Source organism: Enterobacter cloacae complex sp. CDL013 (assembly GCF_049238805.1).
GTDB classification, from domain to species: Bacteria; Pseudomonadota; Gammaproteobacteria; order Enterobacterales; family Enterobacteriaceae; genus Enterobacter; species Enterobacter hormaechei_C.
Map to the genome: position 1 here is coordinate 213316 of NZ_JBMKGT010000001.1, position 14047 is coordinate 227362.

The 14047-nt window shown below is 58.9% G+C and carries 16 protein-coding genes; 3 read left to right on the forward strand and 13 right to left on the reverse strand.

Features of this window, described 5'->3' with window-relative positions; translation table 11 throughout:
* Positions 1–116: 116 nt before the first annotated feature.
* Both dnaG and rpsU read right to left on the reverse strand, forming a co-directional pair.
* Positions 117–1862 carry a DNA primase gene (gene dnaG, locus ACOTXD_RS01025; protein ID WP_003862574.1) on the reverse strand — a complete coding sequence of 582 codons (1746 nt, stop codon included), beginning with the start codon at positions 1860–1862 and terminating at the stop codon, positions 117–119.
* A 115-nt stretch (positions 1863–1977) separates the two neighbouring features.
* Entirely contained in the window at positions 1978–2193 is a 216-nt protein-coding gene (gene rpsU / locus ACOTXD_RS01030; protein WP_001144069.1) for a 30S ribosomal protein S21, read from the reverse strand.
* Positions 2194–2429: 236 nt separating this feature from the next.
* Between rpsU and tsaD the strand changes: the two genes are divergently transcribed.
* Positions 2430–3443 carry a tRNA (adenosine(37)-N6)-threonylcarbamoyltransferase complex transferase subunit TsaD gene (gene tsaD / locus ACOTXD_RS01035; RefSeq protein ID WP_022651877.1) on the forward strand — a complete coding sequence of 338 codons (1014 nt, stop codon included), beginning with the start codon at positions 2430–2432 and terminating at the stop codon, positions 3441–3443.
* 87 nt (positions 3444–3530) lie between these two features.
* Here the strand turns inward: tsaD and ureG are convergent, their stop codons facing one another.
* From ureG to plsY, 10 genes are all read right to left on the reverse strand, one after another.
* On the reverse strand, positions 3531–4148 hold the full coding sequence (ureG, locus tag ACOTXD_RS01040; protein WP_014071813.1) for an urease accessory protein UreG: 618 nt from the start codon (positions 4146–4148) through the stop codon (positions 3531–3533).
* Positions 4149–4157: 9 nt separating this feature from the next.
* Positions 4158–4832, reverse strand: a complete 675-nt coding sequence (locus tag ACOTXD_RS01045; protein ID WP_032607933.1) for an urease accessory protein UreF — start codon at positions 4830–4832, stop codon at positions 4158–4160.
* Positions 4832–5371, reverse strand: coding sequence for a HupE/UreJ family protein (locus ACOTXD_RS01050; RefSeq protein ID WP_003862561.1), 540 nt, complete (start codon positions 5369–5371; stop codon positions 4832–4834). Before ACOTXD_RS01050 ends, ACOTXD_RS01045 begins: the two co-directional genes overlap by 1 nt.
* A gap of 9 nt (positions 5372–5380) precedes the next feature.
* Positions 5381–5845 carry an urease accessory protein UreE gene (ureE, locus tag ACOTXD_RS01055; protein WP_003862559.1) on the reverse strand — a complete coding sequence of 155 codons (465 nt, stop codon included), beginning with the start codon at positions 5843–5845 and terminating at the stop codon, positions 5381–5383.
* Positions 5846–5854: 9 nt separating this feature from the next.
* A complete protein-coding gene (gene ureC / locus ACOTXD_RS01060; RefSeq protein ID WP_058674843.1) occupies positions 5855–7558 on the reverse strand; it encodes an urease subunit alpha in 1704 nt (567 codons plus the stop codon).
* Positions 7551–7865: an urease subunit beta gene (locus ACOTXD_RS01065; RefSeq protein WP_003862557.1), complete on the reverse strand. Its 315-nt coding sequence runs from the start codon at positions 7863–7865 to the stop codon at positions 7551–7553. The genes ureC and ACOTXD_RS01065 overlap by 8 nt, the downstream gene beginning before the upstream one ends.
* Before the next feature lie 10 nt (positions 7866–7875).
* Positions 7876–8178, reverse strand: a complete 303-nt coding sequence (locus ACOTXD_RS01070) for an urease subunit gamma (RefSeq protein ID WP_003862556.1) — start codon at positions 8176–8178, stop codon at positions 7876–7878.
* A gap of 11 nt (positions 8179–8189) precedes the next feature.
* Positions 8190–9017: an urease accessory protein UreD gene (locus ACOTXD_RS01075; RefSeq protein ID WP_061856818.1), complete on the reverse strand. Its 828-nt coding sequence runs from the start codon at positions 9015–9017 to the stop codon at positions 8190–8192.
* A 156-nt stretch (positions 9018–9173) separates the two neighbouring features.
* Positions 9174–10640 carry an MFS transporter gene (locus ACOTXD_RS01080; RefSeq protein ID WP_061856819.1) on the reverse strand — a complete coding sequence of 489 codons (1467 nt, stop codon included), beginning with the start codon at positions 10638–10640 and terminating at the stop codon, positions 9174–9176.
* A gap of 92 nt (positions 10641–10732) precedes the next feature.
* Positions 10733–11347, reverse strand: a complete 615-nt coding sequence (plsY, locus tag ACOTXD_RS01085; protein ID WP_003862548.1) for a glycerol-3-phosphate 1-O-acyltransferase PlsY — start codon at positions 11345–11347, stop codon at positions 10733–10735.
* 107 nt (positions 11348–11454) lie between these two features.
* Between plsY and folB the strand changes: the two genes are divergently transcribed.
* Positions 11455–11823 carry a bifunctional dihydroneopterin aldolase/7,8-dihydroneopterin epimerase gene (gene folB / locus ACOTXD_RS01090; protein ID WP_003862547.1) on the forward strand — a complete coding sequence of 123 codons (369 nt, stop codon included), beginning with the start codon at positions 11455–11457 and terminating at the stop codon, positions 11821–11823.
* A 105-nt stretch (positions 11824–11928) separates the two neighbouring features.
* On the forward strand, positions 11929–12750 hold the full coding sequence (bacA, locus tag ACOTXD_RS01095; RefSeq protein WP_003862545.1) for an undecaprenyl-diphosphate phosphatase: 822 nt from the start codon (positions 11929–11931) through the stop codon (positions 12748–12750).
* A gap of 13 nt (positions 12751–12763) precedes the next feature.
* Here the strand turns inward: bacA and ACOTXD_RS01100 are convergent, their stop codons facing one another.
* Complete coding sequence (locus ACOTXD_RS01100; protein WP_003862543.1) at positions 12764–14005, reverse strand: multifunctional CCA addition/repair protein; 1242 nt, start codon at positions 14003–14005, stop codon at positions 12764–12766.
* Positions 14006–14047: the final 42 nt, after the last annotated feature.

Genomic DNA, 14047 nt, shown 5'->3' on the forward strand with positions numbered 1-14047 from the left:
CGGCGATGGGCTGCCAACCTTTAAAGCGAGGGCGTACTTATATTTTTGCCGCTGCCTCTCAGTGCGGCTGCCGGGGGCTTCCCGATCGATATTCGGCACTTAAGCCGTTAAATTTTTTATTTCTTCGCCAGTTCCTGGTTAATCATCCAGAGCTCCCGGCGTTCTTCGCTGCTTAGGCCATGGGTGCGCTCGCGAGCTATCAACTCTTCCTGGCGCAACTCAAGCATCGAATCAAACATATGGTTGAGTGAGTCGGTGAACGTTTTTTCTGCGATATCCTTATCTGCTATATCGTCCCACATCGACAGTTTTTCAAGGGTAGCGGCCTCTTTTGTGCCGCGATAATGCTCTAAAAGTTGTCCGGTGGTCAGACCTGGCTGAGACAAACAAGTGTTGACCAATTCTGAAAATAAGCCAAGCCCGGGCAATTTTTCGTGGTTCAAACCCGCCAGCGACGGCACTTGCGGAGCAAGTTCGGGGTTTTGTACCAGCAACCCTATCAGTATACGCATGGTTGTGCGTTTTAGCTGAGGCGCGGGGCGTACCGTGCCGTTTTCAGCCTGTTTCGGCATTAAACGTTCAAGCTGGCTGTCATCCAGAATGCCGAGCTTGTTGCCTAACTCCTGACGCAGATAGATGCGCAGCGTTTCGCCGGGCACCTGGCTGATTAACGGCAGCGCCAGCGTGCTGAGCTGCGCGCGCCCGTCAGGGGTACTCAAATCAACCTGCGGCATCAGGCTGTTAAACAGAAACGTGGAGAGCGGCTGAGCCTGCTCCATCCGCGCTTCAAACGCCGCTTTGCCCTCTTTACGCACCAGCGTATCCGGGTCTTCACCGTCGGGCAGGAACATAAAGCGTAGCTGACGCCCGTCGGTCATATACGGCAAAGCGGTTTCCAGCGCTCGCCAGGCGGCGTCGCGTCCTGCGCGGTCACCGTCGTAACAGCAAATCACGTTGTTGGTGACGCGGAACAGCAGCTGGATATGGTCCGCCGTGGTGGACGTTCCCAGCGACGCAACGGCATAGTTAATGTCGTACTGCGCCAGCGCAACAACATCCATATAGCCTTCGACGACCAGAAGACGCGGAGGTTCCGCATTATCCTGCTGTGCCTCATAAAGACCGTAAAGCTGGCGGCCCTTATGGAAAATATCGGTTTCCGGGGAGTTAAGGTATTTCGGCAGGGCATCACCCAGCACGCGACCACCAAAACCTATCACCCGGCCACGCTTGTCGCGGATCGGGAACATCACCCGTTCACGGAAGCGGTCGTAGCTTCGTCCCTGGTCGTTGGTGACCAGCATGCCTGCGTCGATGAGGGATTTACGATCTTCGCTATTGCCGCCAAAACGCTTTAACACGTTGTCCCAGCCGGGCGGGGCGTAACCAATAGCGAAACGCGCAATCACATCGTCGCTCAGTCCGCGCTTGTTCAGATACTGACGCGCAGGCTCAGCCGCAGAGTGCTTAAGAGACTGTTGGTAAAACGAATTCAGGCCATCCATCAGTTGGTACAGCGTTTGCCGCTGATGGCGCTCGATCTGACTTGGCCCACTGCCCGCTTCATACGGCACTTCAAGGTTATGCATCGCCGCCAGCTCTTCGACGGTTTCAACGAACTCGAGCTTGTCATAGTTCATCAAAAAATCGACGGCATTACCGTGTGCGCCACAGCCGAAGCAATGGTAGAACTGCTTTTCACCGTTTACGGTGAAAGAGGGGGTTTTTTCGTTATGGAACGGACAGCACGCATGGTAGTTCTTGCCCTGCTTTTTTAGCTTCACCCGCGCGTCGATGAGATCGACGATGTCGGTTCTGGCAAGCAGGTCATTGATGAAAACGCGTGGGATTCTTCCGGCCATATGCCCCAAAAATTTAAGCGACTTATAAACGAAAACAAGCCGCGCATTCCTTCCGGAAGCACGGCCTTACGACTACAACTCTGTCTGTCAATTGAGGGCTGTGGCCCTCAACAGATTAGTACAGACGAGTACGGCGTGCGTTTTCGCGAGCCAGTTTCTTCGCGTGACGTTTCACAGCGGAAGCTTTAGCGCGCTTACGTTCGGTCGTTGGTTTTTCATAAAACTCACGACGACGAACTTCAGCCAGAACACCTGCTTTCTCGCATGAACGTTTGAAGCGACGCAGTGCTACGTCGAACGGCTCGTTTTCACGTACTTTAATTACCGGCATGTAACTCTCACCTTTAATAAATTCGGTTTGCCGCTGGCATCAACGCCAGCTTATTTCAAAATGGTGCGGAATTTTACTGCAAATGCTGCTGCTTTGTAAAGCACCGATGCGATTTTGAAAGGGACTTTAATAAGGGTGAGGAGTATACACGAGGCTTCTTCCTGGGGCGAACAAAGTTTTACAACAATCCGCCCAGGCTCTACACTGCGCGGTATTGAAACGAGGTAAAACAAGTCATGCGTGTACTGGGTATTGAAACATCCTGCGATGAAACCGGCATCGCGATTTACGACGACGAAAAAGGGCTTCTGGCCAACCAACTGTATAGTCAGGTGAAATTGCACGCTGACTACGGCGGCGTCGTGCCTGAACTGGCCTCTCGTGACCACGTGCGTAAAACGGTTCCCCTGATCCAGGCGGCGCTGAAAGAGGCCGGGTTGAGTGCAAAAGATATTGATGCCGTGGCCTATACCGCAGGACCGGGCCTGGTCGGCGCGCTGCTAGTCGGCGCAACGGTAGGGCGTTCACTGGCCTTCGCGTGGGATGTTCCGGCCATTCCGGTTCACCATATGGAAGGGCACCTTCTGGCGCCGATGCTGGAAGACAATCCGCCAGCGTTCCCGTTTGTGGCGCTGCTGGTTTCCGGTGGTCATACCCAACTGATCAGCGTAACGGGTATTGGCAAGTATGAGCTGCTGGGCGAGTCAATTGACGATGCAGCCGGTGAAGCCTTCGACAAAACCGCCAAGCTGCTGGGGCTGGATTACCCGGGCGGCCCGATGCTCTCGAAAATGGCCGCACAGGGCACGGAAGGGCGCTTTGTCTTCCCACGGCCGATGACTGATCGTCCGGGGCTGGATTTCAGCTTCTCCGGTTTGAAAACCTTCGCGGCGAACACCATCCGCAATAACGACGACAGCGAGCAGACGCGTGCCGACATCGCTCGTGCGTTCGAAGATGCGGTGGTGGATACGCTGATGATCAAGTGCAAACGCGCGCTGGATCAGACCGGCTTTAAGCGCCTGGTGATGGCAGGCGGCGTGAGCGCCAACCGTACGCTGCGCGCGAAGCTTGCAGAGATGATGCAAAAGCGTCGTGGGGAAGTGTTCTACGCGCGTCCTGAATTTTGTACCGATAACGGGGCGATGATCGCCTACGCCGGGATGGTGCGCCTGAACGCTGGCGCAACGGCTGACCTGAGCGTGTCCGTGCGTCCGCGCTGGCCGCTGGCGGAGCTGCCGGAGGCGTGAGTTTTTTTGCCCGGTGGCGCTGCGCTTACCGGGCCTACAAAACCGTAGGCCGGGTCAGGCGAAGCCGCCACCCGGCAATAACCCGCACTACACCCGCAGCATCCCTTTCTCTTCCAGAAACGCAATGATCGTCGCCAGCCCGTCACCCGCTTTCAGGTTGGTAAAGGTCCACGGACGCTCGCCGCGCATGCGGTTAGTGTCGCGTTCCATTACCTCCAGCGACGCCCCCACGTACGGCGCGAGGTCGGTTTTATTGATCACCAGAAAATCGGATTTGGTGATCCCCGGCCCGCCCTTGCGCGGGATTTTTTCCCCTTCGGCCACGTCGATGACGTAGATGGTGAGGTCCGCCAGCTCCGGGCTGAAGGTCGCGCTCAGGTTATCCCCGCCGCTTTCGACGAAGATCAGATCCAGATTGCCGAACTTCTCGCTGAGCGCTTCCACCGCCGCCAGGTTCATTGAAGCATCTTCGCGGATGGCGGTGTGCGGACAGCCGCCCGTTTCCACGCCCACGATGCGCTCTGGCTCCAGCGCACCCGCCTCGGTCAGGATGCGCTGATCCTCTTTGGTGTAGATATCGTTAGTCACCACCGCCAGGTGATAGGTATCGCGCATCGCCTTGCAGAGCGCTTCCAGCAGGGCGGTTTTGCCCGACCCTACCGGGCCGCCCACGCCAACGCGCAGGGGATGTTTGTAATCAGCCATATTGACTCCTCAGGAACGGAATAGTCGTGAATATTGGGTTTCGTGGCGCGCGGAGGCGATGGCGGACAGCGGCGTAGCGGCCCCCAGCGCGTCGTCGCCACGTAAAAATGCCTGTTCAAACCCGGCGGCAAAATGGTCGCTCAGGTCGATAATCAGCTGTTGTGCGGCCTGCTGCCCAAACGGCACCAGCTTGACGCCCGCCATCACCGCGCTCTCTATCCAGCTGTAGCCCAGGCTCAGCGCCAGCTCACGCGTGCTAATGCCCCAGCGCACGCCGAGCCACGCCATGCCGCAGAGCTGGCTCTGCGTCAACAGCGGCAACCATTCTGGCGGGCAGGCGGGTTCCCAGCTTTTAATCAGGCGCGTAAAGGCCGCGCCACGGTTGCGTTCTTCATCGCGCAGCTCGCGCGTTTCCCGGCAGGCGAGCAGGTATGCCGTCCAGCGTTTTGCTGTCGCGACGTCCTGCTTCTCGCAGGCACGATAAAGGCGGATAAACAGCGGCAGGTCGACGCAGAAAAAGCTCTGCTCCATCTGCTGGATCTGCCAGCGCCTGAAGGCCTCAGCGTCCGTGACCCACCCGGCCTCAACGGCCCACTCCAGCCCCTGCGACCAGGTAAACGATCCGACCGGCAGGCTACTGCTGGAGAGCTGCATCAGGCGCAGCCGCTGGCGGGCGTGCTCCATCAGCTCATCAGCGCCAGCAGGGCAGAGACGATCAGCCCGCCACCGAAGGTTTTACGCAGGCCGTCGTGACGGCGCAGCAGCAGCCCTGCCGCGAAGCTGGCGCACAGCACCGTGGCGCTGGCTAACATAAACCCGCTGGTGAAGAGCCAGAAGCTGTGGCCGGACATCTCCACGCCGTGCGCCCAGCCGTGGAACATCGCCAGGGCTGGCACCGCCAGCAGCAGGCGATTTTCAGTCTTAAACATCATTACGCCGCAGACCGCCAGCGAGGCGATAATCAGCATCTCCATGCCGCTAAAACCGCCGAGCAGGCTGCCCGCAACGGCGCCAGCAAGCATCATGCCGAGCGTTGCTAACGGCAGCAGCAGCTTGCGGCCGCTCAGGGCGGACAGCACGCCAGCCCCCGTCAGCATCAGCAGGTGATCCAGCCCGGTCAGCGGATGGAGAAATCCGGCCTGGAAGCTGTCGGTCCCGTGGCCCGGATGGGCAAGCGCCGGAACGGAAAAGGCCAGCAGAAACAGCGGTAAATACTTGCGCATGATGAGTCCTTAATGTGAATGAGCGTGGGAGTGGCCATGGCTGTGGGCATCGCTGGTGTAAGCCCCCGCTTCCGGTTCAAACGGCAGGCTGGCGAAGGTCACCTCCAGCCCGAACTGACGCAGCATGTCGTCAAGAACGTGGTCGTGGTGGTAGCGCAGCTCGCCGGGCATAATTTGCAGCGGCACGTGACGGTTGCCCAGGTGGTAACAGGCGCGGGCGAGCAGGAACGGATCGGCGCAGCGCACCACGGAAACCGACTCCGGGGCCGCGATCACTTCGATCACCTCGCTGCCGTCGTCGGTGGTCAGCAGATCGCCGCCGCGCAGCAGCAAACCGCGCGGCAGCATCAGCCCGGCTTCGCGACCGTCGTTCAGGGCCACGCGGGCGCGGCTTTTCACCCGCACGTCAATCGGCAGCGTGACGCTGGCGGTAGTCGGGTGTGCGTGGTCCAGGCGTTGGGTCAGATAAATCATCATCACTCCTCAAAACAGGAAATAGCGTTGTGCCATCGGCAGAACGTCAGCCGGTTCGCTGGTAATCAGTTCGCCGTCGACGCACACCTCGTAGGTTTGCGAGTCGACGGTGATGTTCGGTTGCAGAGCGTTGTGGATCATGTCCGCCTTTTTCACTGTCCGGCAGCCTTTCACCACCGCCGTGGCGCTCTGCAAGTTGAGCTGCTGCGGGATGCCGTTCGCACTGGCGGCCTGCGAGATAAACGTCAGCCGCGTGGCGTGGCGCGCGGCGCCCAGCGATCCAAACATCGGCCGGTAATGCACCGGCTGCGGCGTGGGGATCGAGGCGTTGATATCGCCCATCGGTGCGCAGGCGATCATCCCACCTTTGACGATGGTGGCGGGCTTGACGCCGAAGAACGCCGGGGACCAGACCACCAGGTCCGCCAGCTTGCCCGCCTCAATCGAGCCCACTTCATGGGCGATGCCGTGGGTCAGCGCCGGGTTAATGGTGTATTTGGCAACATAGCGCTTCACCCGGAAGTTGTCGTTATCGCCGGTCTCTTCCGGCAGCGCGCCGCGCTGAACCTTCATGCGGTGCGCGACCTGCCAGGTGCGGATAATCACTTCCCCCACGCGGCCCATTGCCTGTGAATCTGACGAGGTGAGTGAGAACGCGCCGATATCGTGCAGCACGTCTTCGGCGGCGATGGTCTCCCGGCGAATGCGGGATTCGGCAAACGCCACGTCCTCGGCGATATCCGGGTCGAGGTGATGGCAAACCATCAGCATGTCCAGGTGCTCGTCGATGGTGTTGACCGTGTAGGGCAGCGTCGGGTTGGTGGAGGAGGGCAGAATATTCGGGTGCGCACAGGCGGTGATGATATCTGGCGCATGGCCGCCGCCCGCCCCTTCGGTGTGGAAGGTGTGGATGGTGCGCCAGGCGATGGCGGCCAGCGTATCTTCGACAAAACCGGACTCGTTCAGCGTGTCGCTGTGCAGCGCCACCTGGATATCCATCTCTTCAGCGACTTCCAGCGAGCAGTTGATGGCCGCAGGCGTCGCACCCCAGTCTTCGTGGATCTTAAGCCCGATGGCACCTGCCGCGATCTGCTCGCGCAGCGCGTCTGGGTTGGAGCCGTTCCCTTTGCCCAGCAGGCCAATATTCACCGGCAGCGTATCGGCAGCCTGCAACATGCGGGCGATATACCATGGCCCCGGCGTGCAGGTGGTGGCGTTTGTACCTGCCGCGGGCCCGGTGCCGCCGCCGATCATGGTGGTGACGCCAGAGACCAGCGCCTCTTCCGCTTGCTGCGGACAGATCCAGTGGATATGGGTGTCGATCCCGCCAGCGGTGACAATCTTGCCTTCGGCGGCGATCACTTCCGTTGCTGCGCCAATCGGGATCGTCACGCCGGGCTGAATGTCCGGGTTTCCGGCTTTGCCGACGGCGAAGATCCGCCCATTTTTTACGCCGATATCCGCTTTCACGATCCCCCAGTGATCGACGATCAGCGCGTTGGTGAGCACCAGATCCACGCAGTCGTCGGCGGTCATCTGCCCCTGTCCCATGCCGTCGCGGATCACTTTTCCGCCGCCGAATTTAACCTCTTCTCCGTAGATCGTGAGATCGTCTTCTACTTCGATCCACAGTTCGCTGTCGGCCAGCCGCACTTTATCCCCGGTCGTGGGGCCAAACATATCGGCATACGCCTGGCGTGAAATCTCAGCCATGTTTCACCTCGCCCATGATCTCGCCGCGAAAACCGAAAATGCGCTGTGCGCCCGTCACCTGCACCAGCGTCACTTCCCGCTTCTGGCCGGGCTCGAAGCGCACAGCGGTGCCCGCCGGGATGTTCAGCCGGTAGCCTCGGGTGGCCTCGCGATCGAACTTCAGCGCCGGGTTGACCTCGTAAAAGTGGTAGTGCGATCCGACCTGGATCGGCCTGTCGCCGTGGTTTTCCACTATCACACTTCGGGTTTCGCGCCCGACGTTGAGAGCAATGTTGCCGGACTGGATCCGGTATTCACCTGGGATCATCACGCGCTCCTTACACGATCGGGTTGTGGACGGTGACGAGCTTGGATCCGTCCGGGAAGGTGGCTTCCACCTGAATATCCGGGATCATCTCCGGTACGCCCTCCATCACCTGATCGCGCGTCAGGACGTGGCGGCCGGCTTCCATCAGCGAGGCGACGGTTTCGCCATCGCGCGCGCCTTCCATAATAAAGGCGCTGATCAGCGCGACCGATTCCGGATAGTTGAGCTTTACCCCGCGCGCGAGGCGGCGTTCGGCAACCAGCGCGGCGGTGAACAGCAACAGCTTGTCTTTTTCTCTGGGAGTCAGTTCCATAGCGTTTCTCTTTATGTCTGCCAGATGCGCGGCGAACAGGCGGTTTTGGGGGTTAAAAGCGGGCGAAGCGACTGCCAGATATCGCGCATCACCCGCTGACAAATCAGGTTGTCGTGCGAGAGAAAACGCACCGACAGCAGATCGTCGGTGAGCGTCGCCCCGCCAAAGTTTTCCAGCGGGGCGAGCCGCTCGCGCACCGTGTCGAGATGTGCTTCCCGGGCCGGATAGAACAGCAGCGTGCCGACCCACGGATGGTCCGCGACGGGCGTCAGATCGCCACCGCTGAGATGCAGTCGCTCAATCAGACGCGGCTCGCCATCCACCCACACCTCAAGGCGGCTCTCCAGCGTGCCTTGGCTGAAGGTTTCGTTTATCACCGGACGGCCCAGACAGTACAGCTCCCACGCCAGCAGCGTGCTGGTGGCGTGCAGGTGAAAGACGGAACGCAGCGCGGCGTTAGCGCCGGGGAAAATAATGGTGTCCTGCGGCAGCCACTCCAGCGTGGCCTCTTCGTCGAGGTAAAAATGCTGACTGAGGCAGGCCAGCGGGCCGCTGCTGCGATAGAACTTGCTGGCGCCGGGCATGGTGATGAGGGCATGGCTTTTGGCGTCGAGCCGCACGGAAATATCCAGCGTATCCCCGCCCACAATTCCGCCTGGCGGGTGCAGCAGGTAAAGGTGGCAGGTTTCCCCTTCGGGATAAAACGGACGCTGAACGGTAAGTGGCCCGGTGTGACGCGCGGAATGGAGGAGGGTTTTCTCAGGGGTATGACAAAACTGGAGGGCAAGCGAGGCCTGCCAGCCTTTGTATGAATTATCAGTGACCTGAGTTTCTAACATGGTGCTTCCACTTCCGCACTATCGGGATACGTTTCAGTATGCCCTGGCGGAAATGAAGGCTGTCATATGAGTCGCTTATGGATAAAAAAACCGGCTCATGTGAGCCGGTTTCAGTAATGTAGGCCGGGTAAGCGCAGCGCCACCCGGCAAGAAAGGCTAGCGATAATCCTCTGCATCCACATCATACCCCGACGGCTCCCAGCGGATCGCCAGCAGCGAGGCCAGGCCGATAAACGGCGCCAGCGCAATCACCCAGAACACGGCGGTATCCAGCGAGGCGACCAGCAGCGGGAACAGAAACAGTGATAGCGTTGAACTGCTGCGCATCAGCGTCTGGTTAAGCCCCACACCCACACCGCGCAGCGAGGTCGGGTAGCTCAGAGAGGCAAACGTCATGGTGTGCGCACCCGGACCAAAACCCTGGCCAAACAGGAACAGCGCCAGCATCGCGATGGCGACCACGCCTTCCGTGGACCCGTCAGGGCGGCCAATCAGCGCCAGGCCGAGCAGCGCCGCCAGCTGGCACGCATAACCCGCCAGTGACATCCGCCATGCGCCGAAGCGCGGAACATAGCGCACCGCCAGCAGCCCGCCGACAAACGCGAACAGCAGATTAAGCGCCAGCGAGATCAGAATGGTCGTCAGCATCGACTGCACAAAGAAGCTGGAGATGATCACCGGCAGGCCAAAGGCTACGGCGTTATAGGCGAACGAGGAGACGACCGACAGCAGCGTGGCGAGCGTGGTACGCCGCAGATAGATACCGCGGAACAGGTTCAGGTAGTTCGACCATTTTGCCTTGTTCACAACAGGCGCGGGCTGGTCGAGCGCATCCTGCGGTACGTGGGCATTAATGTTGTAAGACTGCCGCAGGATAGACGCCGCCTCCTTCAGATTGCCCTGATTCGCCGCCCAGACCGGGGATTCGCTCATATAGCGGCTGCGGATGGCGATAATCACCAGCGCGGGCACCGCGCCAAAGCCAAGGATCAGACGCCAGAGCCAGTCGCTGTGGCTTTCCGGCAGTACGGCGTAAAAGAAGAGCACCAGAAGATAAGAGATGCTGATGGCAGCATACCAGGTGGGACACCACATCGCGACGCTGGAGGCTTTATTCCCCAGGCCTTTCAGTCTGGCGAACTCGCTGAGAAACGCCATCGCGACGGGAAGGTCGATCCCAACGCCAAGACCCATCACAAAGCGCGCGCCCGCCAGCACATATTCGTTCGGGGCCAGCGCACAGGCGATAGCGGCAACGACAAAGAATACCATGTCGGCCATAAAGACGCGGTAGCGCCCGATTTTATCCGTAAGATAGCCGCCGAGCAGCGCCCCGACAATCGCGCCAAACGTAATGGCTGAAGCCACCATGCCGGTACCGGCGGGCGTCAGGTTAAATTCGCGGGTGATGTCTTTGATGCCGAATGCCAGCGCGCCGAGATCGTAGGCATCGAGAAAAATTCCCCCGAGCGCGATACCGACCACGATGCGGGCATTGGCCCGGCCCTGAGAGCCGTCATTAACGAGACGTGAAACGTCCGATGCGCTGCGTACCCACTTGATATCGCCATCCGGGGTGTTTGCTGCCGCTGGAAGGGGAGTTGAATCTGTGATTTCTGCCATTTTCTTTTTGTGTGGTTGTGTTGTGTCTCTAACAGTTACCACAGGCAGAAGGTGACAAAAATCACATTTGGTTATAAGGCATAACGAACGGTTTACTGAGCGTCTTTCTTTTTACGTCTGAGCTTCGTCCAGATCTTCGTTTCCTGACGACGCCACAGGCGTTGAATGTTGTCGTGATGGCGCAACAGGATCAGACACGAGAGCATCGACACCGGGAAGGTAAACTGCGGTTTAAACCACCAGACATAGAACGGGGCGATCAGTGCGCTGACGATGGCGCCCAGCGACGAATAACCGCTCAGCAGGATGGTCAGCAGCCAGGTGCCCGCCATCACGCCGGTGAGATCCCAGCCGATCGGCGCAATTGCGCCAAACGCAGTGGCCACGCCTTTACCGCCTTTAAAACCAAAGAAAACAGGCCAGATGTGGCCGACGCAGGCGGCGATGGCTATCAGCCCCAGCCAGAAGGGTGTGACGCCGAGCGCATACGCGCCCCATACGGGAAGCATTCCTTTCAGAACGTCAAAAATCAAAACCGCTACGGCTGCTCCCTTGCCGCCAATTCGTAGTACATTGGTCGCCCCCGGATTCCCGGAACCACTTTCACGCGGGTCAGGCAACCCGGCGATGCGGCAGACCAGAATGGCGCTGGAGATTGAGCCGCAAAGGTAGGCGAGGATAATCATTCCAGGCGCGATTGCACTCATAACGCTGTTCCGTTTTGAAAATGTATCTGTATTCTCAGCATCTGTGGATAATACGCATAATTCGCCGGAAGTGGTATCCGGTTTAGCCAAAAAGCAGGCAGGTCGTGATGGATATTGTATTTATAGAGCAACTTTCGGTAATCACCACAATTGGTGTTTACGACTGGGAACAGACCATCGAGCAGAAACTGGTGTTCGATATCGAAATGGGCTGGGATAACCGCAAGTCAGCGAAAAGCGATGATGTGAATGATTGTCTGAGCTACGCCGACATCAGTGAAACGGTCATCGGCCATGTGGAAGGGCAACGATTTGCGCTGGTAGAACGCGTGGCGGAAGAGGTGGCAGACCTGCTGCTGAGCAAATTTAACTCCCCGTGGGTGCGCATTAAGCTAAGCAAGCCGGGCGCGGTGGCGCGCGCCGCCAACGTGGGCGTGATTATCGAGCGTGGCACAAATCTGAAAGGAAAGATTTAACGTCATAATAGCTAAACCATTTTAGGTTATATCGGTCTTAGAGCTGTATGTTTCACGGTAGCCGTTGTGGCGACCGTTTTTTTATATCTTTTTAGGGGTTTATAGATGAGCGATATGCACTCGCTGCTGGTGGCGGCAATACTGGGTGTGGTCGAAGGATTGACGGAGTTTTTGCCGGTGTCCAGTACGGGCCATATGATTATCGTTGGCCATCTGTTGGGCTTTGAAGGCGATACCGCAAAGACGTTTGAGGTGGTGATCCAGCTGGGCTCTATCCTGGCGGTGGTTGTGATGTTCTGGCGTCGTCTGTTTGGTCTGATCGGCATCCACTTCGGGCGTTTGCCGCAGCGTGAAGGAGAGGGCAAGGGGCGTCTGACGCTGATTCATATTCTGCTCGGGATGATCCCGGCAGTGGTGCTGGGGCTGGTGTTCCACGACACCATTAAATCGCTCTTCAACCCGATTAACGTGATGTACGCGCTGGTTGTCGGCGGCTTCCTGCTGATTGCCGCCGAAGTGCTGAAGCCAAAAACCCCGCGTGCGGAAGGTCTGGACGATATGACGTATCGTCAGGCGTTTATGATTGGCTGCTTCCAGTGTCTGGCGCTGTGGCCGGGCTTCTCCCGTTCAGGGGCAACCATTTCCGGCGGGATGCTGATGGGCGTGAGCCGTTACGCGGCGTCTGAGTTCTCGTTCCTGCTGGCGGTGCCGATGATGATGGGCGCCACCGCGCTGGATCTCTACAAAAGCATCGGCTTCCTGACCGTGGGTGACATTCCGATGTTCGCCGTGGGCTTTATCACCGCCTTCATTGTGGCGCTGATCGCCATCAAAACCTTCCTGCAACTGATTAAGCGTATTTCGTTTATTCCGTTCGCGATCTACCGCTTTATCGTCGCGGCTGCCGTGTACGTGGTCTTCTTCTGATGACCGACCGCCCTCAGTCTTTCGGCTGAGGGCAACGTTTTTCCTTCCACGCCGCAACCGCATCAATCCGCCGCTTCGTCAGCTCTTCGCGGATCTCCGGGCCTTTAAACCCTGCCTCCACCACCTCTTTCGTTGGCACCGCTTTCGCTACGTCCCACGCCTCACGCAGCAAACGGCCCTGCGGATAATCGGACGCTTCAAACCCGGTGCGGCCGCGCACGTCGGCTTCGCTGGTCAGCGCAATTTGCTCCACGCGCTGCGGCTTGCGCCAGGCGTCGATGTTATCAAACAGCCTGACGATGGTGGCGGGTTTCAGGATCGGGAAGGTGTGGATCAGGTCGTGGAACTCGGCGACCAGCTTTGCCAGATCGCGAATGTCATTCGGCACGCGCAGGCGCTGGCAAAGCCCTTCAACCAGCTTTACGCCAGCCGGACCGTGCCCGTGATGGCGTGGCCACAATTCCTTTGGCGTTAACCCTTTGCCGAGGTCATGGCAGAGAGTGGAAAAGCGCACGTCCACTTCAGGACTGAGCATAGCGGCCATGCTCAGCGTCATCAGGGTGTGAATGCCGGTATCAATTTCAGGGTGCCATTTCGCCGGGGCGGGCACGCCAAACAGCGCATCTATTTCCGGGAACAGCACTTTCAGCGCCCCGCAGTCGCGCAGAACCTGGAAAAAGATCTGCGGATTACGGGTAGTCAGGGCGTTTTCGGTCTCTTTCCAGACGCGTTCTGGCGTCAGGTGTTCCAGCTCGCCCGCGTCGGTCATGGCCGTCATCAGCGCCATCGTCTCGTCGGCGATGCGGAAGCTGAGATGGGCATAACGGGCGGCAAAACGCGCCACGCGCAGTACGCGTAACGGATCTTCAGAAAAGGCGGGGGAAATATGGCGTAAAAGACGGTCGCGCAGATCGTTCTGGCCGCCGTAGACGTCGATAATATGGCCGTTTTCGTCCTGCGCCAGGGCATTAATGGTGAGATCGCGGCGCAGTAAGTCCTGCTCCAGCGTCACATCCGGCGCGGCATAGCAGGTGAAGCCGGTATAACCGGAACCGGATTTCCGTTCGGTTCGCGCCAGGGCGTACTCTTCCCGGCTTTTCGGATGGAGGAACACAGGAAAATCGCGGCCTACCTGCTGGTAGCCCGCGTCAATCATCGCTTCGGGCGTGGCACCGACCACGACCCAGTCTTTATCTTTGACCGGCAGACCTAATAACGCATCACGTACCGCACCACCGACCAGATAACTCTTCACGCCAACACTCCCGTTTTCTCTTTTCGCAAGATGATACGTAAG